The sequence below is a fragment of the Lonepinella sp. MS14435 genome (assembly GCF_042485795.1).
Classification (GTDB): Bacteria; Pseudomonadota; Gammaproteobacteria; order Enterobacterales; family Pasteurellaceae; genus Lonepinella.
Window position 1 is genome coordinate 1,132,232 of record NZ_CP169368.1, and the last position, 26,480, is coordinate 1,158,711.

At 36.7% G+C, this 26,480-nt stretch carries 29 protein-coding genes and 1 pseudogene; 21 read left to right on the forward strand and 9 right to left on the reverse strand.

The window, feature by feature from the left end; all coding sequences use genetic code 11:
* Positions 1 to 12: 12 nt before the first annotated feature.
* The 7 genes from O1Q80_RS05375 to O1Q80_RS05405 all read right to left on the reverse strand — a co-directional run bounded on the left by O1Q80_RS05375 (position 13) and on the right by O1Q80_RS05405 (position 6,784).
* Positions 13 to 774 (reverse strand): DUF4422 domain-containing protein, encoded by a 762-nt coding sequence (locus O1Q80_RS05375; RefSeq protein ID WP_386693498.1) that lies wholly within the window; start codon positions 772 to 774, stop codon positions 13 to 15.
* 16 nt (positions 775 to 790) lie between these two features.
* On the reverse strand, positions 791 to 1,711 hold the full coding sequence (locus O1Q80_RS05380) for a glycosyltransferase family 2 protein (RefSeq protein WP_386693500.1): 921 nt from the start codon (positions 1,709 to 1,711) through the stop codon (positions 791 to 793).
* Positions 1,711 to 2,862: a UDP-galactopyranose mutase gene (glf, locus tag O1Q80_RS05385; protein WP_386693502.1), complete on the reverse strand. Its 1,152-nt coding sequence runs from the start codon at positions 2,860 to 2,862 to the stop codon at positions 1,711 to 1,713. Before glf ends, O1Q80_RS05380 begins: the two co-directional genes overlap by 1 nt.
* Positions 2,863 to 3,032: 170 nt before the next feature.
* The gene (locus tag O1Q80_RS05390; RefSeq protein WP_386693503.1) at positions 3,033 to 4,103 is read right to left on the reverse strand and encodes a glycosyltransferase family 2 protein; all 1,071 of its coding nucleotides are present in this window, start codon (positions 4,101 to 4,103) and stop codon (positions 3,033 to 3,035) included.
* 16 nt (positions 4,104 to 4,119) lie between these two features.
* Positions 4,120 to 5,154, reverse strand: a complete 1,035-nt coding sequence (locus O1Q80_RS05395; RefSeq protein ID WP_386693504.1) for an acyltransferase family protein — start codon at positions 5,152 to 5,154, stop codon at positions 4,120 to 4,122.
* A gap of 143 nt (positions 5,155 to 5,297) precedes the next feature.
* Complete coding sequence (locus tag O1Q80_RS05400; RefSeq protein ID WP_386693506.1) at positions 5,298 to 5,996, reverse strand: ABC transporter ATP-binding protein; 699 nt, start codon at positions 5,994 to 5,996, stop codon at positions 5,298 to 5,300.
* Positions 5,997 to 6,004: 8 nt separating this feature from the next.
* Complete coding sequence (locus tag O1Q80_RS05405) at positions 6,005 to 6,784, reverse strand: ABC transporter permease (RefSeq protein WP_386693508.1); 780 nt, start codon at positions 6,782 to 6,784, stop codon at positions 6,005 to 6,007.
* A 384-nt stretch (positions 6,785 to 7,168) separates the two neighbouring features.
* Between O1Q80_RS05405 and O1Q80_RS05410 the strand changes: the two genes are divergently transcribed.
* The 8 genes from O1Q80_RS05410 (at position 7,169) to O1Q80_RS05445 (ending at position 16,507) form a co-directional block, all read left to right on the forward strand.
* Positions 7,169 to 8,563, forward strand: coding sequence for a replicative DNA helicase (locus O1Q80_RS05410; RefSeq protein WP_386690101.1), 1,395 nt, complete (start codon positions 7,169 to 7,171; stop codon positions 8,561 to 8,563).
* A 27-nt stretch (positions 8,564 to 8,590) separates the two neighbouring features.
* Positions 8,591 to 9,667 (forward strand): alanine racemase, encoded by a 1,077-nt coding sequence (alr, locus tag O1Q80_RS05415; RefSeq protein WP_386693510.1) that lies wholly within the window; start codon positions 8,591 to 8,593, stop codon positions 9,665 to 9,667.
* Between the two features lie 103 nt (positions 9,668 to 9,770).
* Positions 9,771 to 11,420: a glucose-6-phosphate isomerase gene (pgi, locus tag O1Q80_RS05420; protein WP_386693512.1), complete on the forward strand. Its 1,650-nt coding sequence runs from the start codon at positions 9,771 to 9,773 to the stop codon at positions 11,418 to 11,420.
* A 216-nt stretch (positions 11,421 to 11,636) separates the two neighbouring features.
* On the forward strand, positions 11,637 to 12,089 hold the full coding sequence (locus tag O1Q80_RS05425) for a hypothetical protein (protein WP_386693514.1): 453 nt from the start codon (positions 11,637 to 11,639) through the stop codon (positions 12,087 to 12,089).
* Positions 12,082 to 13,314 carry a beta-ketoacyl-ACP synthase gene (locus O1Q80_RS05430; RefSeq protein ID WP_386693516.1) on the forward strand — a complete coding sequence of 411 codons (1,233 nt, stop codon included), beginning with the start codon at positions 12,082 to 12,084 and terminating at the stop codon, positions 13,312 to 13,314. The genes O1Q80_RS05425 and O1Q80_RS05430 overlap by 8 nt, the downstream gene beginning before the upstream one ends.
* Positions 13,307 to 13,765: a dehydratase gene (locus tag O1Q80_RS05435; protein ID WP_386693518.1), complete on the forward strand. Its 459-nt coding sequence runs from the start codon at positions 13,307 to 13,309 to the stop codon at positions 13,763 to 13,765. The genes O1Q80_RS05430 and O1Q80_RS05435 overlap by 8 nt, the downstream gene beginning before the upstream one ends.
* Position 13,766: 1 nt before the next feature.
* Entirely contained in the window at positions 13,767 to 14,495 is a 729-nt protein-coding gene (gene fabG, locus O1Q80_RS05440; RefSeq protein ID WP_386693521.1) for a 3-oxoacyl-ACP reductase FabG, read from the forward strand.
* Between the two features lie 23 nt (positions 14,496 to 14,518).
* Positions 14,519 to 16,507, forward strand: a complete 1,989-nt coding sequence (locus O1Q80_RS05445; protein WP_386693522.1) for an RNA-binding domain-containing protein — start codon at positions 14,519 to 14,521, stop codon at positions 16,505 to 16,507.
* A 107-nt stretch (positions 16,508 to 16,614) separates the two neighbouring features.
* Here O1Q80_RS05445 and O1Q80_RS05450 read toward each other — a convergent pair whose 3' ends face one another.
* Complete coding sequence (locus O1Q80_RS05450; protein ID WP_386693524.1) at positions 16,615 to 17,184, reverse strand: hypothetical protein; 570 nt, start codon at positions 17,182 to 17,184, stop codon at positions 16,615 to 16,617.
* 83 nt (positions 17,185 to 17,267) lie between these two features.
* Complete coding sequence (locus O1Q80_RS05455; protein WP_386693526.1) at positions 17,268 to 17,885, reverse strand: outer membrane protein; 618 nt, start codon at positions 17,883 to 17,885, stop codon at positions 17,268 to 17,270.
* A 193-nt stretch (positions 17,886 to 18,078) separates the two neighbouring features.
* On the opposite strand from O1Q80_RS05455, the gene O1Q80_RS05460 reads away from it, so the two are divergent.
* From O1Q80_RS05460 to O1Q80_RS05520, 13 genes and pseudogenes are all read left to right on the forward strand, one after another.
* Positions 18,079 to 18,462 (forward strand): helix-turn-helix domain-containing protein, encoded by a 384-nt coding sequence (locus O1Q80_RS05460; protein WP_386693529.1) that lies wholly within the window; start codon positions 18,079 to 18,081, stop codon positions 18,460 to 18,462.
* Between the two features lie 20 nt (positions 18,463 to 18,482).
* Positions 18,483 to 19,727, forward strand: coding sequence for a beta-ketoacyl-ACP synthase (locus tag O1Q80_RS05465; RefSeq protein ID WP_386693530.1), 1,245 nt, complete (start codon positions 18,483 to 18,485; stop codon positions 19,725 to 19,727).
* 37 nt (positions 19,728 to 19,764) lie between these two features.
* A complete protein-coding gene (locus tag O1Q80_RS05470) occupies positions 19,765 to 20,175 on the forward strand; it encodes a hypothetical protein (protein ID WP_386693532.1) in 411 nt (136 codons plus the stop codon).
* Between the two features lie 257 nt (positions 20,176 to 20,432).
* A complete protein-coding gene (locus tag O1Q80_RS05475) occupies positions 20,433 to 21,164 on the forward strand; it encodes a beta-ketoacyl synthase chain length factor (RefSeq protein ID WP_386693534.1) in 732 nt (243 codons plus the stop codon).
* Positions 21,149 to 21,934, forward strand: coding sequence for a lysophospholipid acyltransferase family protein (locus tag O1Q80_RS05480; protein WP_386693536.1), 786 nt, complete (start codon positions 21,149 to 21,151; stop codon positions 21,932 to 21,934). Before O1Q80_RS05475 ends, O1Q80_RS05480 begins: the two co-directional genes overlap by 16 nt.
* A complete protein-coding gene (locus O1Q80_RS05485) occupies positions 21,912 to 22,169 on the forward strand; it encodes a phosphopantetheine-binding protein (RefSeq protein WP_386693538.1) in 258 nt (85 codons plus the stop codon). Before O1Q80_RS05480 ends, O1Q80_RS05485 begins: the two co-directional genes overlap by 23 nt.
* Positions 22,170 to 22,172: 3 nt before the next feature.
* A complete protein-coding gene (locus tag O1Q80_RS05490) occupies positions 22,173 to 22,427 on the forward strand; it encodes an acyl carrier protein (RefSeq protein ID WP_386693540.1) in 255 nt (84 codons plus the stop codon).
* Positions 22,420 to 22,782, forward strand: a complete 363-nt coding sequence (locus O1Q80_RS05495) for a hydroxymyristoyl-ACP dehydratase (protein ID WP_386693542.1) — start codon at positions 22,420 to 22,422, stop codon at positions 22,780 to 22,782. The genes O1Q80_RS05490 and O1Q80_RS05495 overlap by 8 nt, the downstream gene beginning before the upstream one ends.
* Positions 22,779 to 23,330: a hypothetical protein gene (locus O1Q80_RS05500; protein ID WP_386693544.1), complete on the forward strand. Its 552-nt coding sequence runs from the start codon at positions 22,779 to 22,781 to the stop codon at positions 23,328 to 23,330. Before O1Q80_RS05495 ends, O1Q80_RS05500 begins: the two co-directional genes overlap by 4 nt.
* Positions 23,331 to 23,336: 6 nt before the next feature.
* Positions 23,337 to 24,608, forward strand: coding sequence for an AMP-binding protein (locus O1Q80_RS05505; protein ID WP_386693546.1), 1,272 nt, complete (start codon positions 23,337 to 23,339; stop codon positions 24,606 to 24,608).
* Positions 24,598 to 25,320 (forward strand): glycosyltransferase family 2 protein, encoded by a 723-nt coding sequence (locus O1Q80_RS05510; RefSeq protein ID WP_386693548.1) that lies wholly within the window; start codon positions 24,598 to 24,600, stop codon positions 25,318 to 25,320. The genes O1Q80_RS05505 and O1Q80_RS05510 overlap by 11 nt, the downstream gene beginning before the upstream one ends.
* Positions 25,317 to 26,264, forward strand: coding sequence for a glycosyl transferase family 2 (locus tag O1Q80_RS05515; RefSeq protein WP_386693550.1), 948 nt, complete (start codon positions 25,317 to 25,319; stop codon positions 26,262 to 26,264). The genes O1Q80_RS05510 and O1Q80_RS05515 overlap by 4 nt, the downstream gene beginning before the upstream one ends.
* Positions 26,265 to 26,367: 103 nt before the next feature.
* Positions 26,368 to 26,460 (forward strand): annotated as a pseudogene (locus O1Q80_RS05520) (excinuclease ABC subunit A); the annotation flags it as partial.
* Positions 26,461 to 26,480 lie beyond the last annotated feature (20 nt).

Sequence of the window (26,480 nt, forward strand, 5' to 3'; positions counted from 1 at the left end):
GTTATTCCTTCTTTAATTTATTTTTCTCAATAAGAATTTAAATGCTTTTTTAAGCATATTTTCAGGTTCAATGTGGGCAATTGGCAATGAAACAGTGTTAATTTCATTCTTATCCAGCCAAATATTAAACAATCTTTCAGCAATAAAGCCAAACACTCGCTGTTGATAAGCAGAATAGTCATTTATATCAATACGTTTTTCTAGGTCAAATAAAATATCAAATAACCAAATGCAATATTGTTCTACTAAATCACTGCGCATAATAAACATATTGTATAAATGCAACGTGCAACCATTAATAACTTTACGACAACTTTCCATGTAATCAGGATAGCGTTCTTTAATTATTTCTAATGCCACATCGAGATCTTGAATATGATGTGCATGTTTATAATGTGAATAAATACTCTCAATATAATAATTACGTTTTTTACCTAGAATGCCATCATGTTTTTCTAATTGCGATAAGATTTCTTGACGAGACATTATCGACTTGCCTTTAAGGTGAACACCTTGCCCTTTAAAATAACGGCGATAATGATTTAACCCGACATATTCATACTGCTGAAATAATCCATTCTTCCACGCCCAAAAAAGTGCTGTTAATTCGCAAAATGTTTTATTTTTTTGTGAAATATTATCACCAGTCTCATCACCTTGAAAGGATAATTTCTGCTCACTTAAGATTTTCCCGACTTGAATAGGAAAATAAACATTATCATCGGGTAAAGCATAATCTTTATGGGTAGCAACGAGTACTAAAAGCTCTTTCACTAGCAATTTTCCCCTGTTATTTCAAGTAACCGATATGTTGTGTGAAATTTTTTGTCAAGCCATGATAAAGTCCACGCAAAGCGGTCTTTAATCTGGATCTATTGGGTTTGGTAAATAAATAAAACCACATCACCTTAATACAATATAACCCAGTAATGAGATAACCTTTATATTCAAGCAAATTGCGAATATTATTTCGACACATGCAATATAACTTTAATGCCGATTCCGTATCATTAAATTTTAATAAATTAAAAAACATTGGTGTGCCGAGCGTTTTTTCTCGCGGATGATAAAATGTTGCATTGGTTACGGTAAAAATCTTAAAGCCAAATTTTGCCGCTCTCCATGTGTATTCCATATCATCACCCCAAATAAAATATTCTTTTTTAGGTAACCCGATTTGCTCAACAAGATGACGAGAAAATAAAATGCCATTAAATGGCATCACAATGTTTGGAATTATGCCATTTTTTGTCTGTTTTTCCACATCTGAAATCGTGCTTAAAACCGTTTTACGTCTTGGTAAACGAAGTGTAAACGTCAATAATTGCGGTTCATCAATATCAAGCACTAAAGGACCAATATAAATATCATCTGAGAGATATTGACATAAGCCACTCAAACAATGCTCAGTAGGCATGCCGTCATCATCCATCAACCAAATATAATCAAATTTTTGTTGATAGGCAAACTCAATCCCCGTATAAAATCCACCAGCGCCACCTAAATTTTCAGTCAAATTTAGTAAGGTAAAATTCTCATTATTAGTCCAATTATGTTCAATGAGAAAATCCTCTGTGCCATCTTGGCTTGCATTATTCACCACGACAATATGAGCGAGTGTATAGCTTTGTTTTTTTAACGCATTTAAACAAGCTAATAATTGCTGTTTTCGATTATATGTTACTACCACAGCACAGATAGATTTATTCATTACACATCCATATCCACATAAAACGGCGTTAAAGTCCCATTATTGGCTAATGTTTCTTTAATTTTATCCGCTGCTTCTAAGGCTTCTTTAATGGTTACGTCCATATCTAAATAACGATATGTGCCTAAACGACCAACAAAGGTGACTTGTGTTTCTTTATTGGCTTTTTCCACATATTTTTTCAATAAGTCTTTGTCTTTGACTAAACGAATTGGATAATATGGAATATCGTTTTCTTCACATAAACGACTAAATTCACGATAACAAATAGTTTTTTCGTGCTGTTCCCATGGTGCAAAATGTTTATGTTCGGAAATTCGAGTATATGGCACTTCTTCATCACCATAGTTTATTACTGCATTGCCTTGAAAATCACCTTCATCACGGAATGCTTCAAAATCAAGGGTACGATAACCTAAACGCCCTAATTCAAAACCAAAGTAAGCATCAAGTGGACCAGACCAGAAAATATGATCGAATTCTGTTTTCATACTTTCAGAGAACGGCGTATTTAATTTCACGGTAATATTTTCGTGTTTCAAAATATTTGCCACAATTTCTGTATAACCGTCTTTCGGCATCCCTTGGAATTTATGAGCGAAATAATTATCATCATAATTAAAACGCACTGGCAAGCGTTTTAAAATGCTTGCAGGCAATTCTTTTGGCTCAACGCCCCATTGTTTTTTGGTGTAGCCATAGAAGAATGCTTTGTATAAATCTTTCCCTACAAAACGCATAGCCTGCTCTTCAAAGGTTTGCGGCTCTTGAATAGAAAGATCCGCTTGACTTTCAATTAAGGCTTTCGCTTCTTTAGGTGAACAAGTTTTACCAAAAAATTGGTTAATGGTATGCAAGTTAATTGGCAAGGAATACACCGCGCCTTGGCTAATGGTTTTCACTCGATTCACAAACGGTTTCCATTCGCCAAATTGATTCGCATAGTTCCACACTCGCTCGTTGTCGGTATGGAAAATATGTGGTCCATAAATGTGCACCATAACATTCGTTTCTTGATCGCGTTCACTGTGGCAGTTACCTGCCACATGGTTACGTTGATCAATCACAGTTACTTGGTAGCCTTGTTCGGCTAATTCACGGGCGATAACGGCATTGGAGAAACCTGCGCCGACTAATAAAAAATTTTTCATTCTCTCATACACTTAATCTTTACCAATGCGAATTGAAAAATTATTAAGATGATTATATTGATATCATCGAAACTATTGAAATTTATAATAAGCTTAGCATTTTTATCTTCAATAGGAGATTTTTATAGTGATAATGTAATGCTATAGTAGAAATCATACTCACAATAAAATTATGTTTTATAAATAAATTGTCTTATCTTATTTAACCAACAATAAATTCGGTTAAATTTGTACTTCATTGAATGAGCCAAATGAAATGCTTTTTCATAGTTATAGAACATATGAAATTTTCTCCAGTTTTTAGGGTCTATTTTTTTCATTTCCAATTTTAATCTATCCATTGGAATAAGGTTGCTAGAATTAAAATTACCAATAAATTCATCATATAATCTTGCAGTATCTAATTCCTTATTCGACAAAGTGTCACCACACACCCAAGTAAAAATATAAGCTGCAGTTAAAGAATGGCTAACTTTTATTTTTTCCAAATCATCCAACGATAAACTATTTTTAAAAAACTCTGTATTTCTAGCCAATGAACTTGAAAAATCTCGTATATTTTTGTAATTTTTAACTTTCATTATACTACCATCTCGCTGTCTATAATTTATAACAGCTAAAGGGTAATAATAAACATTTTTACATTCATAAGCCAATAATGGAACTGTTGATACATCTTCATAGTTCTGCCCTACAGGAAATGGATGTTTTATAACAATATCTCTTTTAAAAATATGTCTCCAAGCATAAAACTGTCTTGATTCATAAACTGCATTAATAATATTATAACTTCCCGAAATTAACTTTTTCGCGTCTAAGGAATAAGTGCAATTTTTATGAAAATCTTTTTTACTCCAATACCAATTGTAATCAACAATCAGACAGTCAGTCTCAGTGTCTTTTAATACATTGAATACGTGTTGCAATGAATTTCTAGTAAGGAGATCATCACCATCTAAAAACAAAATATAATCGGATGTTGCGGATTGTACACCATTGTTTCTTGCAGCAGATAACCCCTGATTTTCTTGATTGATGATGATCAACTTAGGATAGTTTTTCTGTAACTGGTTAAGTAAGTATCGTGTTCCATCTGTTGAGCCATCATTGACAATGATGACTTCGAGATTGATATCATCTTCTATATTTTTCTGATTATAGATAGATAAAACCGTTTCTTCTAAATATTCAGAAACATTGTAGGCTGGTATAACAATACTTAGACTAATATTTTTTTTCATTAGTTTATCCTATTAATTAAAATTGATTCTTTATAACCCTATATATTGGCTTGCTAACATACGTATACAAAAAACATCCCAAGAATATTGCCACTATATTAGTTATCAATAAGTAAATATAGTTCTCATTGTACGAAAACTTGTAAGCCACTTTCGAAAACCAAACATGCGTCAAATAAATTGTATAGCTAGCCCCTCCCAAAAAAACAAAAAAACTGCTTTTATTCAAATGAATTTTGATAGACAAGGATATATATAGAATAATTATGGAAAAAAATACAAAATTATACTCGATATCAAATAATTCTCTAGAAATAAACAAAACAAACAGTAAAAACACTATTATTGCACTAGGAACTAAATTTGTTCTAAAACTTAAAGGTTTTAGATAAAATATAATACACCCTAAAGAAAAAGATAATGAATGAAAGTCAGAGATTACATAAGGAATATAAACCCAATCATATCTTTCTATTTTAAAATTAGCATGTAACAAATAATGTAACACAAAAAAAAGTACAGTTAACACAACAGATATCTTAATCTTATCTTTTATAAAAAAGATACATAATGCAAAGACTATATAAAAGTACATTTCATAGACTAAACTCCACGCAACACTTAATAACATTGCAAAATTTTCACTGTTAAATAATGGTGGAATTAACGTAAGTGTAGAAAACCACTCTATGAATGAGCTTGGTTCAAAATTAATATCAATTAACAACCCATTGCTTATTTTATAATATATATATGCAAATAAAGTCCACAATATATATTCTGGATATATCCTTAGCACTCTTTCCTTCAAAAAAGTCAATGCGCCTTTATCTTTTCTATTTATAGATAAAGTTAACACATATCCACTTAACGCAAAGAAAAAACAAACAGCGAAATCACCAATCTTTGATATAGGTTTTGAGCCTAAAAATGAATAGTGATGTGCTATTAAAGGGTTAATCAATAAGTGATGAAATACTACAAGTATTGCTGCAACCCCTCGACCAATTTCTAAAGTAAAATTCAGCCTAGCTCCAGAATCCGTATTCATAAAACCATTTTCCATCTCAACCTATCAATGCATAGTCGTTGCTTAGATTCAAAAATGCACTCTAGTAATCCCAACACTTTTATTTAACCTTTTCAAAACATATGGTTATTATCATTGTTTTATCCGTTGCTCACCATTGTAATTTAGCCTGAAACAATCACTCCATGCTCCAAATGAATGTGATTATTACAAACTCGTTTAGCCAATTCATAATCATGTGTCGCCATTACTAAAATCCCTGCGCGATCCACAAATTCATTTAAGCGTTTTTCAGCCTTAGCACGGAAATTTTCATCGCCCGTACTCATCCATTCGTCCATCAACAAAATTTCTGGATTGATTACGGTTGAAATGGAAAATGCTAAACGTAACACCATACCGCTGGAATAGGTGCGCACAGGCATGTTAATGAAATCACCCAGTTCACTAAATTCAACAATTTCATCGACTAATTTGGCTGTTTCTTTCGGCTTTAGACCTAAAAATAAACCACGCAAGGTAATATTTTCTAAACCTGATGCTTCCCCATCCATACCGAGCATAGAATCTAAAAGACTTGTGATTTTGCCTTGAATTTCAATTTTTCCTGATGTCGGCGCATAAACGCCTGACAATACACGCAATAAGGTCGTTTTACCCGAACCATTATGTCCAATAAGAGCAACGCGATCACCTTGTTTAATATCCAAATTGATGTTTTTTAATGCTTCAATTTCAGTGATTTTGTTATTTTGAATAATTTTTCCACCTGTTGCAGCGTTCAGCAATGTCTGCTTAAAAGAGCGTTGCTTAGCATCATAAATTGGAAATCTAACTGAAACATCATTTAACTTAATATGCATATCCAATCCTATAACCAATAGGTAATGCGATTTTTCGTTTTCGCATATACAAATAGTGAAAATACGGCGAGTACTGCTAAGCTTATTAGTCCAGTTATCCATTGGTGAACATCTGGTGTTAAACCAAGTAATGGTTTTCGGACTAAATCAAGGTACGTTGCAAAAATATTCCAATCCACTAATGCTCGACGTTCTTCAGGGAGCTGTTCCATTCGCCAAATAATCGGTGTAATAAAAAACAATAATGACATAATGCTAATGAGCATTTGTGCCATATCTCGATAACGCCCACAAAAAATAGAAACTAATAACGTAATAAAAAATAAGTTTGCTACCACTAATAAAAACGCAGGAAAAAACCATAAAATATCTAATGTTATTGGTTTCCAAAGCAACAGCATAATGATTGGATAAAGAGCGAAATTGTGCAAAAACACAATAAGCTGACGATAAATTATTCTTAATACAAATACTGGTGCAGGCACATAGGATTGCTTCATATAATGCGCAGACTCTGCGAAAGTGTAGGCCGATTCATTGATGCACGTTGAAAACATTGCCCAAAAAATCAAGCCCAAAGCAAGATGTGGGATAAAATCTGAGGGATCAAAATTAAACAATGACCCATACAAAGGTCCCATTGCTCCAACTGTGACCGCCATACTAATGGTGATCCATAATGGACCAAGTGTTGAACGGCGATAACGCCCAAGAATGTCATACCAAGCAAGAGTACGCCATAGATGGTGATTACTTATAGATAATTTAAAATCAGATAATATACTCATTTTATTCTTTATTCCGTTGAAAATGTATTAGCTAATACTACAGATCATCGTTAACTTTACAATAATTACCACTAATTAAATGTGGGATAATACACCTTAATTAAGTTTTTGTAAATCACATAAGCCAATTGGACGGGCGTTTATCATAAAATGAGAAATACCTAAATATATTAAACCGCCACGTAACTGATTAAAGTACCAAGTATTCCTAATTTATTGTTAGATGATGGAGTATTAAGGGTGACAAAGGAATAATTCTCCAAATTTTTCTATTTTTCCAACTCAATAAAAAATTCAAAAATTTATACCGCACTTTTCCCTTAAAAATAATGGTAATTTGGTATATCATATAAAACAGATATTTATAATATTGAGATAGATTTTATGGCTAAGAAACCAACGCCCGTGCGTGAGCAACCACTAGACCAAGCGAATATTCCGCCGCATTCTATTGAAGCAGAGCAAGCTGTGTTAGGTGCGGTAATGTTGAATAATCAGCATTGGGAGAATGTGATTGAACGTGTGGTGGCGGATGATTTTTATACTGCGGCACATCGTTTGATTTTTCGTGAAATGGAAAAACTGGCTCGTCAGAATATTCCGATTGATTTGATTACCTTGGATAAAAGTTTAAAAGATAAAGGTGTGATTGATGAAGTGGGGGGCTTTGCCTATTTAGCAGAATTGTCTAAAAATACACCTAGTGTGGCGAATATTAATGCTTATGCTGAAATTGTGCGAGAAAAAGCGATTTTGCGTGAATTAATTGGTGTAAGCAATAATATTGCACAGTTAGCTTATACTCCGAAAGGGAAAGATGTTAAGGATATTTTAGATCAGGCGGAGCGAGAAGTTTTTCAAATTGCGGAAAAACGTACATCAGAAAAAGAAGGTCCTGAAAATGTGCTGTCTATTTTAGGTCGCACTATTGATCGTATTGAAATGTTAAAAGCTATGGATAACCATGGCTTAACTGGCGTATCTACAGGATTTATTGATTTAGATAGAATGACATCAGGATTACAGGCTTCTGATTTGATTATTGTTGCGGCACGTCCGTCTATGGGGAAGACAACATTCGCCATGAATATTTGTGAGAGTGTGGCATTAGCAAGTGAAAAACCTGTGTTGGTTTTCAGTTTAGAGATGCCAGCAGAAACCATTATGATGCGTTCTTTGGCATCCTTGTCAAGAGTAAATCTGAAATCAATTATGACAGGGAAAATTGAATTGGATCATGATTGGGCGAATATTTCTGCAACTATGGGACTTTTTACCAAAAAACCGAACATGTATATTGATGATTCGGCAGGCTTAACTCCGACTGAATTACGTTCTCGTGCCAGACGTATGTATCGTGAAAATGGCGGTTTGAGCTTAATTATGGTGGATTATTTACAATTAATGCGTGCCCCAGGGTTTGATAATAATCGAACCTTAGAAATTGCTGAAATTTCTCGTTCTCTTAAAGCATTAGCTAAAGAATTAGAAGTACCCGTCATGGCATTAGCACAGCTTAATCGTACTTTGGAAAGTCGTCCAAATAAACGGCCATTGAATTCAGATTTACGTGAATCTGGTTCTATTGAGCAAGATGCAGATTTGATTATGTTTATTTATCGTGATGAAGTATATAATAAAGATGATCCAGACAATCACAATAAGGCAGAGATTATTATTGGTAAACATCGTAATGGTCCAATAGGGCGTATTCCGTTGACTTTTCAGGGGCAATATTCTCGTTTTGATAATGCAGGATATCAATTAGATGATGAATAATAACTGCCGAAACAATAAGAAGATAAAATGAAACCAGCAACCGTAAAAATTAGTTCAGTCGCACTGAAACATAATATTCAAAAAATTAAGCAAAAAGCACCGCACAGTAAAGTCATTGCAGTGGTAAAAGCGAACGCTTATGGACATGGTGTTGAATTTGTTGCCCAAGCTGTAGAAGAAACCGTAGATGGCTTTGGTGTAGCTCGCTTGGAAGAAGCCTTAACCTTACGTTCTAATGGTATTATTAAACCAATTTTATTATTAGAAGGTTTTTTTTCCGCTACGGATTTGCCGATTATTGCGGTGAATAATATTCAAACGGTGGTACATAGTCAGCAACAATTAGCCGCCTTGCAGCAAGCAAATTTGCCAAATCCAATTAAAGTCTGGTTAAAAATTGATACAGGTATGCACCGCCTTGGTGTGCATCTGAATGAAGTAGATTATTATTATAATGAATTACAACAATGTGCTAGTGTGCAACCAGAAATCGGTTTTGTCAGTCATTTTAGCCGAGCTGACGAGTTAGACTGTGGTTATACTGAATTACAATTACAGCGTTTTTTACAAGCCACGCAAAATAAACAAGGTGAACGTAGTATTGCAGCTTCTGGCGGTATTTTATTTTGGCAACAATCACATTTAGACTGGATTCGCCCTGGGATTATTATGTATGGTGTTTCACCAACTAATACCCCAGCGGAAATTTACGGTTTAAAACCTGTGATGACCTTAACATCTTCATTGATTGCAGTGCGAACCCATCAAGCGGGTGAACCTGTCGGCTATGGTGGTATTTGGGTGAGCGAGAAAGACACCAAAATCGGTGTGATAGCGATTGGTTATGGCGATGGTTATCCGCGTAATATTCCAGTGGGAACCCCAGTATTTATTAACGGTCGCCGAGTGCCGATTGTGGGGCGTGTTTCCATGGATATGGTGACGGTGGATCTTGGTGCAGATTGTCAAGATCAAGTGGGTGACGAAGTGATTTTATGGGGACGTGAATTACCGATTGAAGAAATCGCCAGCATAACAGGTATATTAAGCTATGAATTAATGACCAAACTCACGCCACGAGTGTTAACAGAATATGTCGATTAAATTAATTTGTAAAATGAGCATGTAAAAAACGAAAAATTTTGTTATTTTTAACCGCAGTTTTATGATTCAACAGGGTATATCCCTATAAATAAAAGGAAATACAATGAAAAACATTAATCCAACCTCCACAGCTGCGTGGAAAGCCTTAGAGCAGCACAAAGCGACCTTTGCTAAAACCACCATTCAACAACTTTTTGCGCAAGAGCCAAACCGCTTTGCAGATTATTCATTAACGTTTAACCATGAAATCTTAGTGGATTATTCTAAAAACAATATTAATCAAGATACCTTGAAATTATTACGTCAATTAGCGCAAGAATGTTCGCTTGCAACGGCGATTGAAGCGATGTTTACGGGTGAGAAAATTAACCGTACCGAAGATCGTGCCGTATTGCACACTGCTTTGCGTAACCGTTCAAACCAACCTGTTTTGGTGGACGGCAAAGATGTCATGCCAGATGTCAACGAAGTCCTCGTTAAAATGAAAGGTTTCTGCCAACGTGTCATTTCAGGCGAATGGAAAGGTTATACTGGCAAAGCCATTACGGATGTGGTGAATATCGGGATCGGCGGTTCAGATCTTGGTCCTTATATGGTCACGGAAGCGTTACGCCCGTATAAAAATCATTTAACTATGCACTTTGTGTCTAACGTGGACGGCACGCATATTGCAGAAACTTTGAAAAAAGTGAACCCAGAAACCACACTTTTCTTAATCGCCTCTAAAACATTCACTACCCAAGAAACCATGACCAATGCAGGATCGGCTCGTGACTGGTTCTTGGCTCAAGCTAAAGATGAAAAACACATTGCAAAACATTTCGCCGCACTTTCTACCAATGCAACAGATGTAGCGAAATTTGGTATTGACACTGACAATATGTTTGGCTTCTGGGACTGGGTTGGTGGTCGTTATTCCTTATGGTCAGCGATCGGTTTATCTATTGCTTTATCGATTGGTTTTGAAAACTTTGAAGCCTTATTATCGGGCGCTCATGAAATGGATAAACATTTCCGCACTGCCCCGATTGAGCAAAATATCCCTACCACATTAGCTTTAGTCGGCTTGTGGAATACCAGTTTCTTAGGCGCACAAACCGAAGCGATTTTACCTTACGACCAATATTTACACCGTTTTGCAGCTTATTTCCAACAAGGCAATATGGAATCCAATGGTAAGTATGTCGGACGTGATGGCAAAGAGATCACCAATTACCAAACTGGACCGATTATTTGGGGTGAACCAGGTACCAATGGTCAACATGCGTTCTATCAATTAATTCATCAAGGCACCAGTTTAATTCCTTGTGATTTTATTGCACCAGCTCAAACCCATAATCCATTAGCGGATCATCACGAGAAATTACTCTCTAACTTCTTTGCTCAAACGGAAGCTCTTGCGTTTGGTAAAACCCAACAAGAAGTCGAAGCAGAATTTGTCAAAGCCGGTAAGAATTTGGATGATGTGAAAGACATTGTGCCATTTAAAGTATTTACAGGTAACAAACCCACTAACTCAATTTTAGTGCAAAAAATTACACCGTTCACCTTAGGGGCTTTAATTGCGATGTATGAACACAAAATTTTCGTACAGGGTGTTATTTTTAATATTTTCAGCTTCGATCAATGGGGTGTTGAGTTAGGTAAACAGCTAGCAAATCGCATTTTACCTGAATTAAAAGATAGTGAAAAAGTAGTAAGTCATGATAGTTCAACTAATGGATTGATTAATCAGTTTAAAGCATGGCGATAGTTTCCACCATTATAAGCCAGTCAGTCAGTTGACTGGCTTTATTTTTTTGTTAAAAATCACCGCACTTTGTAGATTATATGTTAAGATCTGGCGAATAATTTTAATAAATATATTGCTGAGATGAAAAAATATTTTTTCTTTATTTTCGTTTTTTTTATAACCAGTTGCACTTCGTTACAAGTGCAGCAACTTCCTGTTCAAAAAGAAAACATTCGTGTGTTTAAAATTGAACAATTTAATCATTCTACTGATTTCTCTAACATCATACGAAATCCGTTATTATTAGAAAATGTCAATGTAACGCTTAAACAGCAAAGTTTATTATCTATACAATTTAACCCAACACAATGGCGTTGGGTGCAGACAGATATTTTAGGAGCACCATTGGCTAGAGTAGTTCTAACGGAGAACGGTTGGCAAAATGACGGTTTTATTATGCCGAATAAACAAGCGGAGAAACTGTTTTCTGCGTTGGCAACAGAATTAAATCCGACAACATCAGTATTTAAATTTAGTCAGGTTAAAATTGATCACAATCATAAGATCTACTGGTTAGGTAATCATCCAATTTGGCTGGTTCAGCCTAATCAAAATAGTTTCCGAATCCTGTTAGATGATAATTCCTATTGGCGGATTAGTGAGATTTCACAAGGGGATCATCATGAATAAACTTTATTTAATGTCCCCAGCTATTACAACCTGTTTAGGTGATGGAATTAGGCAAAATTTCACCGCACTTTTGGCGGAAAAATCACCTTTAAAACAAACGAATCATGTGTTTAGTCAGCATCAAATTCAAGCGAAACCGTATTATTTAGGCGAAGTGGCTATTCCTTTACGGGCATTCCCTGATCATCTTGATCCTATTCATTATAGTCGTAATAATCAGTTGTTATGGCATAGTTTGCAACAAATTGAGTCACAAATTCAGCAAGCGATTAGTCAATTTGGTAAACAACGGATTGCCGTGGTAATGGGTTCTTCTACCACTGGTGCTGATGAAAATATTCCAGTATTTCAGTCTTTTGTTCACAATCAAAACTGGCAAGAGAAAGATTTTAATCAACAACAATGTTTATTTTCAGCCCCAGCGGATTTTATTGCGGCAGTTTATGATTTGCAAGGTCTGACCTATGGTATTTCCACCGCTTGTACTTCAGGGGCAAGGGCATTAATCAGTGCTGCTCGCTTGTTGCAAGCGGATCTTTGTGATGCGGTAATTTGTGGAGGCGTAGATACTCTTTCACCATTAACAGTTAGCGGTTTCCATTCCCTTTCAGTATTGTCCGAACAGCAAACTAACCCGTTTTCTGCGAATCGACAGGGGATTAATATTGGCGAGGGATCTGCTGTATTTTTGATGAGTAAAACACCACTTCTGATAGATGACCAAGATGATTATGTGGAACTTTTGGGTTATGGCTCAAGCAGTGATGCTCATCACATGTCATCTCCCGATCCTACAGGAAATGGGGCAATTTCTGCGTTTCAGCACGCTTTAAGGAAAGCAGAATTAAATGCCGATCAAGTAGGTTGGATTAATTTACATGGGACAGGTACGAATCATAATGATCAAATGGAAGCCTTGGCAGTCGTGAATGTATTTGGAGAACAATTACCTTGCACTAGCACTAAACCTCATACAGGGCATACCTTAGGTGCAGCAGGTGCCGTGGAGGCAGCAATTTTATGGGCAACGATTAGTCGAAAGATCAATCCGAATGGTGTATTACCTGCTCAATTATGGGATAATCAGCCCGATCCAACCATGGCTAACATTTGTCTGACCGATAAGAACAGTCATTGGCAAGGAGAAAAACGTATCGGAGCAAGCAGTTCTTTTGCTTTTGGTGGAAATAATGCGGTGTTAATTTTAGGAGAATGTCATGATTGATTTAACCTGTCCAATTAATGATGTCGCCCCCTTAATTCCACAAAGTGGTGAAATGGCGTTGCTGGATTGTGTGACTGCTTTTGGAGCAGATTTTTTAACCGCAGAAACAGTCGTAAAATCGGATAATATATTTGTTACACAAAGCAAAGTAGCTAGCTTTGTTGGCTTAGAAATTTTAGCCCAAGGCATTGCAGCTTGGGCAGGTTGTATAGCATTACAAAAAGGGGAACAAGTACGTTTAGGTTATTTACTGGGTTCTCGTAAATTATCTATTTATTGTGATGCTTTACCCATTAACCAACCCTTGCAAATACAAGTGAAATTATCCCTACAAGATAGCATGGGATTTGGCGTATTTGATTGCCAACTGATTGATTTATCCAATCATCAAGTATTAATGGAAGGGGCGTTGAACGTATTTAGTCCTTATGATGAAAAGGAAGTCGTATAACATGACAAAAAGTGTATTAATTACAGGATCGAGCCGTGGCATTGGTAAAGCCATTGCATTGAATTTAGCGGAACAGGGCTATGATATTATCGTGCATTGCCGTAGCCGAATTGATGAAGCAGAAGCGGTGGCAGAACGTATTCGTGAGCTTGGACAAAATGCCCGAATATTGCAGTTTGATGTCGCCAATCGCCTTGAAACCAAGGAAAAATTAACCGCAGATGTGGAACAATTTGGTGCCTATTATGGCGTAGTATTAAATGCAGGGTTAACCCGAGATAATGCTTTTCCTGCCTTTACTGATGAAGATTGGGATCAGGTCTTACGAACCAATTTGGACGGCTTTTATAATGTACTGCACCCGATCATCATGCCAATGATCCGCCGTCGTAAAGACGGAAGAATTGTTTGCATTACCTCTGTTTCAGGTTTAATTGGTAATCGTGGGCAAGTCAATTATAGTGCTTCCAAAGCGGGCATTATCGGGGCGGCAAAAGCCTTGGCGTTAGAGCTTGCCAAACGAAAAATCACGGTAAACTGCGTGGCACCCGGTTTGATTGATACGGATATTGTTGATGAAAATGTGCCTGTTGCCGAAATTTTAAAAATGATCCCCGTAGGGCGAATGGGCAATCCTGATGAAATCGCCCATGCAGTCGCATTTTTGTTGGATGAAAAAGCAGCATATATTACCAGACAAGTGATTGCAGTGAATGGTGGGTTGTGTTAGGCGAGCAAATATAGGTTGATAGAATGAATAGTTTTTTTCTTCAAGAATTTACGCTCAATGAATTGGCACTTCTTAAAGAATCTTCGGAATTGGAATGTAAGTCCGCAATGGGTGCGGATGGTAAAGGTTCATTGCCAAAAGATATGTGGGAAAGCTATAGTGCATTGGCAAATACTAATGGTGGCTATATTGTTTTAGGCGTGCAGGAAAAAAAAGGGAAATTTATTCCGCTAGGCATTCCGAATGTTGAACAATTAAAGAAAAATCTATTTGATATTGCAAATAACCGCAATAAAGTAAGTATCAATTTGCTTTCAAATTCAGCAGTACAAGAATTTGAATTAGACGGAAAATATTTTTTAGTTATTTATGTACGCCGTGCTAAGCGACAAGAAAAACCTGTCTTTTTAAATGGCAATCCTTTTGGTAACAGTTATCGTAGAGCTTATGAAGCTGATCAGAAAATCAATGATCACGATATAACGAGAATGTTAGCCGAGAAAAATGAAGAATCTCGTGATAGCCGAATATTAGAAAATTATTCATTAGATGATTTAGATTTACAGTCGTTGCGTAATTATCGTCAAAAATATATGAATTTAGATCCCACTCATCCTTGGAATGAATTAGATGATTTGAATTTCTTAAAGAAACTTAATGCTTATCGTGTTGATCGTGAAACGAAAATGGAAGGCTTAACCGTTGCAGGATTATTGATGTTTGGCGTGCATACCGCTATTCAAGAAGTTTTTCCATTTTATATGTTAGATTATCAAGAACAACCCGAAGATCCGACTGAAATTCGCTGGGTTGATAGGCTAACACTGGATGGAAGATGGTCTGGCAATTTATATGATTTTTCTCAACGAGTTTACCGTAAGCTAACTCAGGATTTGAAAATCCCATTTAAAATTGAAAATGGTGCAAGATTAGAAGATACGCCGGTACATATTGCATTACGAGAAGCGTTAGTGAATACGTTAATTCACGCAGATTATAGTGATAAAGCATCAATTTCTATTATAAAAACACAAAATTCATTTCGTTTTCGTAATCCCGGATTGATGCGTGTACCTATTGATATTGCTTTAAAAGGTGGAGAAGCGGATTGCCGTAATCGAATTTTGGCACAAATGTTTCGCTATATTCGTTTTGGCGATCAAGCAGGATCTGGATTGCCACGAATTTTAAGCGGCTGGAAAAGTCAGCATTGGAGTATGCCATTGCTCAAAGAGATTATTGAGCCAAATGAACAAACCATATTGATGTTACAAATGCTTGCTTTATATCCACAGGAGATTATCGAAGAATTGAAGAGACATTATGGCGAGCAATTTTTGCAATTATCAGAATTGGAAAGAAGCATTGCAATTACTATTTATTCAAATGATAAATTAGATTATTCGCAGTTATGCACACTTGTACAAGGTCATTCAAGAGATATAACACTTGCTTTGGTAAAACTAAAAAGCCTTAATATCATTACGTCAAGCGGAGATCAAAAATTAAAAATTTACCACAGACCGGATATAGAAATCCCTACGCCAGATAACTCTTTGGGATTACAGCTTGCACAAAGTGATTTTGTGAAAAATCCGGAGCTAACTCCGGCATTTAGTGAAAGTCCGGAGCTAACTCCGGCATTTAGTGAAAGTCCGGAGCTAACTCCGGCATTTAGTGAAAGTCCGGAGCTAACTCCGGCATTTAGTGAAAGTCCGGAGCTAACTCCGGCATTTAGTGAAGATGATAAAATGTATTGGACAGAACTAAAGCATATTGCAGTCCAAGTTCAAGGCAATGCACATAAAGTGGGGAGAGAAAACATAATTAATGTGATTTTACAATTATGCTCTCGCTATATTACGTTGTCAGATTTAGCCACACTTTTAAATAAAAAACCGGATACCTTACGGAAAAATTATTTAAATGTTTTAGTTAAAAATGGAAAATTAGAGTTAGCTTATCCAACGGTAAAAAATCATCCGAAACAGGCATATAAAACAAAGAGATAAAATATGAAGTTTGATGAAAAAGCGGCTTATATTACTAGACAGGTGATTGCCGTGAATGGTGGGTTGTGTTAGATAAGAAAGGGGATAAGCAATTATCCCCTATTTTCTTACTTACTTTTTTTCTTAGTTTTACTTTTGGTTTTCGTGGACTTTTTGGTGGTCGTTTTTTCTTTCAAATACTGATTAAAGTCTTTGACGAACTGATTAACGTTTTTAGAGACATTAACAATTCTTGAACGTGTATGGCGTTTTTGAGCTGCGAAATACCATCTATCCGATCCTGCTTCGGTGTAATAACTTTTTTCAAATACAATGCTGTTGTTTGGATCCTTGACCTGATAATTAATTTCTAATTTCCCGTTGAATCTACCAGCCCCAAACATGGCTTGACTGGCTTGCGTGACATGAGCATGAATGATATAAGTACCATTGCCTTTATTAGCAAAAATATTGGCTTCTCTTATGGCATAATCCGTGGATTGTTGCACTAAGTTATCAAGATTTTCAGCGGACATCTGACTCGCAAGTTCAGGTGTTAGCGTGGCAGTAACCGTATAGTCATTTGGTAACAATGGGGTGGTGTTGGATTCAGTTCCCCGTAATAAGGCGGGATCGGCTTGCAACGCCATACATCCAGTCAGAAACAGCGGAAATAAGAAGAAAAGAAATTTTTTCATTTGATGTCTCCATAGAATAAAAATGAGAAAGTAAATATCATGTTTATATTTGTTTTAAACAAAGACCAACACACCCTAAACAACTAAAAACGATAACTTACATTTAAACCGATATTATCAAGTTTGACTTTGTAATCTGATGTACTGGCTGAGCTATCTTCTAATCTTGCTTTAGTATATTCCAGACCTGCAATCACGTTTGGTGTAATGGAATATTTTACACCCAAACCATAAATCACACCGTGAGCGCCGATTGTATCTGATTTATAGCTATCTTGAATATCTAGGCTAGAAACAGCATAACCAATTTTAACGTAAGGTAAAATTTTATCGGTAATTTGATAGCCTTGTGCATAAGTTGCGCTAAAGTTTGCTTTTTCTTTGACATAATAATCTGCAACTGCAGAGTGCGTTGATTTTGAACCGCCTGAACGGAATTTAATTTCGGCAATACCTGTAAATTTTTGTGCAAAAGTGAATGCAAACTGACCAAAACCACCAACAGACACTTTGCGAGAACTTGTTGTGTTTAAATCTACATGCCCACTATAGTAGTTGTTATAAACTTGAACGGGCATTGTTGCTTCATGCTTAACAGAGTTAATTTCCGCACCTACTGCCCAACCTTTGAAGTTATCTGCATTGGCTGTACTGGTTGCACTGATAGCGAGAAGCGCGGTTAAAATAGCTGTTTTTTTCATAGAATATTCCTTCTAAATGTGGTAATTTTAACGTTGTCGAATAGATGAAAATCTATTTGGCTTTATTCTATCTAACAGTTTGTATTTTCTCAATGAACCAAAAGTACAATATCTATGTTATTTGTATTTTGAATACAAACAAATTCGACAAATTTACACGATTAGAACAAATTTAATTTAAAAGGTAATCAACATGACCCCCAATCAAAAAATCAGACTTATGCGAGAAGAACATAATTGGTCACAAGAAGAAATGGCAGAGAAATTAAATATGTCGCCAAGCGGTTATGCCAAGTTTGAACGGGGTGAAACAAGATTATACCTAGATAAATTAGAAAAAATTGCACATATTTTTAACATTGATTTAACAGAACTATTAAATGAACGAAATATTTGCGTATTGATTAGTGAAAATAGCCAACAGAGCTCAAATTATTATGGCGACAATAATGCGATATTATTAGAATTAGAAAAATTAAAAGTAGCAGATGAATTTAAAAATCAAATTATTCAACAAAAAGATAATGAAATTGCAAGTTTAAAAGAAATTATCGCCTTATTAAAAAACAAAGGTTAAAGAGTTAAACAAGGAACAACATGAAACGAGTAGTCGTAACAGGAATCGGTGGTTTAACAGCGTTGGGTAAGGATTGGCAAAGTATTAAATCGGCTTTTCAGCGTAAGCAGAATGCAGTGGCAACCAAGCAAGATTGGCTGGAACGTTATCCTGAATTAGAAGCACGACTTGGGGCTGAAATTCAGCATTATCAGCCACCTAAACATTGGAATAGAAAACAATTACGTAGTCTTGGACGTGTATCACAATTTGTGGTAGATGCCAGCGAGCGAGCTTTAGCCAATGCAAATTTGCTTGATGATCATGGTGTCATTCTACCATGGTTAAAAGATGGACGAATGGGTGTTGCTTGTGGCTCATCAACAGGCTCAACTAACGATATAAAAGATGCCGCCGAATTGCTTATGACAGGAAAATCCGATGGTTTTAATGCCAATACTTATGTTCGTATGATGCCGCATACTACTGCCGCTAATATCGGAATCTTTTTTGGTTTAACGGGACGGATTATTCCTACTTCAAGTGCTTGTTCTTCGGGTAGCCAAGCTATTGGTTATGCTTATGAATCAATTAAATATGGGCTAATTCCAATGATGTTAGCGGGTGGTGGCGAAGAATTTTGCCCATCCGAAGTCTATGTATTTGATAGCCTTTATGCGGCGAGTCGGAATTGCGATAATCCTAAATTAACGCCACGCCCTTATGATAAGGATCGAGATGGTCTAGTGATCGGTGAGGGTGCGGGTATTTTTGTGTTAGAAGAATTAGAACATGCTATCGCTCGTGGGGCGAATATTATTGCCGAAGTAGTCGGTTATGGGGCAAATAGTGACGGTAGCCATGTTACTCGTCCGCAAAAGGAAACCATGCAACGCTGTATGGAACTGGCGTTAAAAGATGCTCAATTATCACCTCAGCAAATTGGTTACGTGAGCGGGCATGGTACTGCTACAGAGCAAGGTGATATTGCAGAAACCTTAGCAACCGAAGCTGTATTCGGGCATATTCCACTGAGTTCACAAAAAAGTTATCTAGGGCATACACTTGGAGCTTGTGGTGCGTTAGAATCTTGGTTTTCTATTGAAATGATGCGTGATGGTTGGTTTGCACCGACTATTAATCTGGATAATATTGATGAACGCTGTGGTAAATTAGATTACATTCAAGGTGACGGAAAATATATTCAAACGGATTATGTGATGAATAATAATTTTGCCTTTGGCGGTGTGAATACGTCATTGATTTTTAAACGCTGGCAAGGGTAACTTGCTTTGATATAATTAAATAAAAAGGAAACTGACTATGAAAAAACTCTCTCTTATTTTAGCAACACTTGCTCTTGGGGCTTGTACTACCGTGATTACTAATGATAATCCTGTGGAAGCTCGCTCAGATTTAAAAGAAGTTTGCATTCAAAAAAATACAAATGATAAAATCCCCGAATTTTCTAATTATTTAAAAAATAGTTTAGTGAAAAAAGGATTAAAAGCAAAAGTCATTTCCCGACAAGAACAATGCCCGTTCAGATTAACCTATAATATCACCGTGAGCCACGATTCCGTACAACGTGGTAAATTTTATGTATTTGAAGGTCGCCAAAAACTTGCATCGTTAGGCTATAAACGCCGTGCGGAAGAAAAGGTTAAAGTTCGTGAAACAGGCGCACAAGGTCAAGCAGATTTAATTGTGAATACTTTATTCCGTAATTTCTAAGCTAAGCTGTGTTGAACTTTTAAGTATAAATTTTAGGCTATTTATGAAGTGTAAATAAGCAATTCTCTCCCCTTTCAGGGGAGGGTTAGGGTGGGGTGAGAAATCAAACATTGTTTCAATGCAGATTACCCCCTTAATCCCCCCTGAGAGGGGGGAAATACTTTACTTTGTGATTAAACCTTAATCGCAAAAGATCAACAGACCATAATGTGCGGTGATTTTTTTTCACTAATTTGCAAATTTAAATAACGAGAACTATGCAAGCCTGTCAATTTTCAATTTCCATTCCAGCGTGGAAAATAGTAACGAATAAAGCGTTAAGTGAGCAGGACTGGAAAACGCCACAAGCTGAATGGCAAGCCCTTGCGCCAGAGTGGCAAGAGAGCAAGCCAGCTTTGGCATTTTTAGCGCCCTTAAAACGCCGCCGTTTAAGCGAATCGGCGCGACTGTTTTTTGAAAGTGCGTGGCAATTTGGGCAAGATTTTGCAAATATGCCTGTGGTTTACGCTTCACTGAATAGCGAGATGAACCGCAGTTTTGCCTTGTGGCAAAGTTTGCTGACCGAAGGTGATGTCTCGCCGACTTCCTTTAGTCTTTCCGTGCATAACGCCTTAATCGGGCAGTGGTCGGAAATGCAACAGGTAACCAGCGAATGCACCGCGATTAGTGCCACGAAAGATAATTTTGAAACCGCATTGCTCGAAGCCTATTTATTGCTCAATGACGGGCACGAGCGCGTGTTGGTCGTAATTGCCGAAATGCCACTAAATGCTGAATATGACGTTGCGCCAGTGGAGCGTTTGCCATTTGGGTATTCTTTGGCGTTAGTGGTAGAAAAAGGAACGCAATTTCAGCTCAGTTTGCAGACTGATGAGAAGCTAAAATCTTGCGATGACAACGCCTTGCTTTGGGTGCAACAGCAATATTTAGGCGCGAAAACGTGGCGAAGTGCAAGCCGTAAAGGACACTGGCAATGGTTGAAAAGTTAGACTGGTTGCGCCGTTTTCTCGGCACATTGCTTGGCTTTGTGCTGTTTGGTGTGGTCGGCGTGCTGTTTAAAATCGTGCTCTATCCTTACGCGAAGCGTTACCCAAATCATACGCCTGAAAGTTTAGCCAAAGGACGCGCGATTGTAAGCCGAACTTGGGCATTTTTTGTGAAATGCTTGGGCTGGTTTGGCATTTTAAGCGTGGAATATCAAGGCTTTGAGAAACTCGGGCGCAAGGGGCAGTTGATTTTAGCAAATCACCCGTCTTTGCTTGATGTAGTGCTGATTTTTGCCAAACAGCCGAAAATGAACTGCATTGTAAAGCCTGATTTAATGGATAATCCGTCCATGTCGAGTCCGATTAAAGCATGCGGTTTTATTCCAAATTGCCAGTCGGAAGCCTTATTAGAAAAATGTGCCGACACCCTAAACCGTGAAGCCTTGCTGATTTTCCCGGAAGGCACACGCACTGGCTGGGATGGCGTCGTCAAATTTAACCGTGGGGCGGTGTCGGTGGGCTTGCGTAGTGCAGATGTGATTACTCCTGTGGTGATCAAAATGTCGCCACTGAATTTTAAAAAAGGACAACCATGGTATAAACTGCCCCAATGTCGCATTCGGTATCAATTCATGGTGGGTGAGGATATTTTACCCGCTACGTGGTTGGCAGAAAAGCCGTTACCGATTGCTTCACGGCGTTTAAATGCCTATTTAGAAGATTATTTTAATACTCAAACAAGGACTGAAAATGGAACTAGAACAACAGATTAAACAATTAATTATTGATAGCCTTGCACTAGAAGAAGTAGCAGAGGAAGATATTGATGATGACCTGCCATTATTTAGTGATGATGGTTTAGGTTTAGACTCAGTTGATGCTTTAGAGCTGGGTTTAGCCATTCAGAAAAAATTTGGCTTACAATTAGAAAGTGAGCAACAGCAGTTAAGAGAACATTTTAAAAGCGTTGCTACACTCGCTGCTTTTATTCGCTCAAAACAGGGGTAAAGCATGACAGAACAAGAAATTAAAGATATTTTAACCAAGGCATTGGTATCTTTGTTTGAAATTGATGAAGAACAAATTAAGCCAGAAACCCATTTATATCAAGATTTAGAAATTGATAGCATTGATGCTATTGATTTGATTGATTATATTAAACGCCAAACTGGCTATAAATTACAGGCGGAAGATTTCCGTAATGTACGTACTGTGCAAGATGTGATTGATGCGGTAAAAAAATTAAGTAGCTCGGTTAATGTCTAATTTAAATAAGCCACTCAATCCCCTTTGGCTTGAGCAAAAAACACTAGAAGATGGCTATCTGCTGATTGGCAAAGTACCTCATAATTTACGTTATTTTGACGGGCATTTTAGTCATTTTCCGCTGGTACCAGGTGTGGTGGAAGTACAATGGGTAATGGATAAAAGTTATCAGCTTTGGTCAGCGTTGAAAATGAAAAAATTAGTACGTATTGATAAACTGAAGTTTCAGAAATTTTTACGCCCTGAAGATCAATTTACACTGCAACTAGAATGGTCTGAAGAAAAAAATCGCCTTGCGTTTCAGTTAAAAACAATGGGCGAAATTTGTGGTAGCGGTTTGTTAATTTTTCAATGAAAAGACTGATTAATTTATTACTCACCTTAGTGAGTATAAGCTATCCATTACTTTGGTTATGGCAACATAAACATGGTCAGATAAATATTTTATTTTTTTTCCCCGCACTTTTTGCGTTGTTATGGGGAGCAAGAGCGATTTATGAACGTCAGCCAATGCGATATTTTTCGTTGTTGATGATGTTGCTATTTGTTGGTATCACCGCTTTTCGCCGTTTGGATACACTTTATTGGTATCCTGTGCTAATTAATGTTTTTTTACTGATAATTTTTGCTAGCAGTTTATGGCAAAAGCAAACTGTGGTGGAACGTTTGGCACGTTTAAAAACACCTGATTTACCTACTAAGGCTATTAGTTATACCAGAAAAGTTACGATACTGTGGTGTGCAGTATTTAGTTTAAATATTGGTTTATGTACCGCCTTTATTACCTATCAACGCTTCGATCTATGGGCGATTTATAGTGGTGTAATATCGTATATTTTAATGGCAGTGGTTATGATCGGTGAATGGTTGGTCCGTCAGTTTTTACAAAAGGAAAAAGAGTAAGGCAATATGTTTTTTATTTCTTCGCAAATGCGACAACAATGTCAGCATATTGAACAAAAATTGAAAGCTCAAAATATTCAATCCGTTGGTTTATGGATTGAAGATACTTACCAATTTACCTGTGTTTTATTGGCTTGTTTAAAGACAAATATAACTGTTTTATTACCACCTAATTTATTGGCAGAAAATCAACATTGGGTTGAAGCTAACGCAGATTTGTTTATTACGGAAACCAATCTTGGTCAGTTTATTAGTGAACAAATCAGAGAGAATAGGGTAGATTCTGTTCCTTATTTAGATGCCGATAATATTACGCCGATTTTATTAAAAACTTCTGGTAGTACAGGCAATGCTCAAATTATTCCACGTACAGCCAGTCAACTGTATAAAGAGGTTTATGCATTATCCCAAATGTTACCGTTTGAAAGAGGATCTCAAGTTACAGTATTGGGATCTGTAAGTGTACAACATCTTTATGGTTTAACCTTTCGGGTATTTTTTCCGTTAATTATGGGTTGGCAATTGGGTACAAAACAGCATCTTTACCCAGAAACCTTGGTGGCAGAAACACATCAATATGAAAAAGTCGTATGGGTAACTAGTCCAACCTTGCTTAACAATATGAATTTAGCCATTTTAGATCCGATTAAATCGCAATTTGTTGGGATTTTTTCTTCTGGTGGGGCATTACCTGAAAATACTGCTCAATCTGTACAAAATAAAGTGGGATTTCCTGTTACTGAAATTTATGGTAGTAGTGAAACAGGGGGAATTGCATTACGTTGTGGACACTCCCTTTGGAAGCCTTTTTTAGGGGTAGAAATTGGGCAAAATGAACAAGGTGAGCTTTGGGTGAAATCGCCGTGGATTGATGCAAGGGAACAAACTAAAGATATAGTGGAAATTGAACAAGGTAATTTTAATCTGCTTGGACGAGCGGATAGAATTGTTAAATTAGGTGATAAACGCATTTCTTTAGTGAAAATCGAACAAGATCTACTCAAACATCTATGGGTGGAAGATTGTTATCTAGGTTTACACCCAGAGTACCAACGTCCAGTGGCGTGGATTGCATTAAGTGCGGTGGGAAAACAGCAACTTTTAGCGGATCGAAAATTATTGATTAATCAATTAAAACAGTATTTAGCCCAATCACAAGAAAAATTAGCTTTACCACGTTTTTGGCGATTCAGCGATAGACTGCCACGCAATAGTCAATCTAAAATTAAACGCATTGATTTTGAAAAAATCTGTATGGAGCCTGTAGATGAGTTTTAAGCCTGTGGTGATTATTCCCCATTATAACCATTCTGATACTTTACCCAACGTCATTGAGAAATTAAGGAGTTATGATTTACCTATTATGGTGGTTGATGATGGCTCAAGTGAGCAACACAAAATCACCATTTCTCATCTTGTGCAACAAAATGTAGAAATTGTTTATCACCCTGAAAATAAAGGTAAGGGAGCAGCACTAAAAACGGGATTACAGCTTGCTTTTGACCAAGGCTTTAGCCATGCCTTGCAAGTAGATGCAGACGGTCAGCACGATTTAACTGATGTGATAAAACTCATTGAAAAATCTCAACAAAATTCTACCGCACTTATTTGTGGATTACCTGTTTATGGTGATGATGCCCCAAAATCTCGTTTATATGGTCGTAAAATTACTAACTTTTGGCTGGCAGTGAATACCCTTTCTTTGGATATTAAAGACGGTATGTGTGGTTTTCGAGTGTATCCTTTGGCTCAAATTATACCGATTTTACAAAGTACCAAATTAGGCGATCGAATGGAATTTGATAGCGAAATTTTAGTGTATAGCCATTGGCGAAAAATTCCCTTTTACTGGGTTGAAACACCAGTAAAATATGAACTAGGTGGCATTTCTCATTTTCAAGGCTGGGCGGATAATATACGGATTAGCAAAATGCACGCTCGTTTATTTTTTACTATGTTGGCTCGATTGTTCACAGGAAAAATGTCATGACAGTGAAAGCATCACATTGGGCGAAACAACAAGAACGAGGGAACCGTTTTTTCTTAACTTTAACAAGAGTAATTGTAAAATATTGCCCACTTTGGTTAATTCGTTTGATTACTTTTTGGGTGGTGGTGTATTTCTGGGCAACAAGCAAAAAAATGCGAGGATATATTTGCCAATATCAACAATATTTACACCGCACTTTCCCATACGTTAAGTTACCAAAATGGGCAGTATTTCGGCAATTTTTAGCATTTGGAGAATCAATTACGGATTGTTTTTCTGTTTGGCAGAGAAAAATTCGTTATACCGATTTGATGATAGATGATCCTGATAATCTTTATGCTGAAATGGAACAAAAAAATCAGCGAGGGCAGTTGCTTATTTGCTCTCATTTCGGTAATGTAGAAATTTGTCGTGCATTGGTAAATCAAGGTCATCACCGTCATTTTAAGTTAAATATATTAGTACATAGTCGCCATGCAGAAGAATTTAATCGAGCTTTAATACAAGCGGGAGCAGATGATTTATGTTTAATTCAAGTGGAAAATCTTGATGCGGCTAAAATGTTGGAATTACAACAATGTATTGAGCGTGGAGAATGGATTGCATTGGCTGGGGATCGTATTCCTGTCAAAGGACATAAAACTTTGCCAGTGAATTTTTTAGGTAAAGAAGCAGAATTTCCGCAGGGAGCTTGGTTGCTAGCAAGTCTATTAAAAATCCCCATAAATACTGTTTTTTGTGTAAAAAAGTGCGGTCAATATCATTTAATTTTACGCAAATTTCATTGCAATTTAACGGGGGCAGGTAAACTTCGCCAACAAAGAATTGCAACATCTATGCAAGATTATGCAGATTTACTTGCACAACAATGCGTTCAAAATCCGTTAATGTGGTTTAATTTTTACGATTTTTGGGCGAAAAAAACGAATTCTTATCAATCATAACAAGGAGTTATTATGAAATTTAAATTAATCTCAATTACCATTGCAGCGTTGGTGCTTGCAGCTTGTTCCGCACGTGATACAACACATCATCTTTCTATCAATTAAGAAAAACGTTTATTCCAGTGCGACAGAATTTGAATGCCATGCAGGCAATTTAATTTCAGGTGTGGCACTTAAAGGCGACATTGTTAAGTAATTAAAAACGTAAGCAGGCTA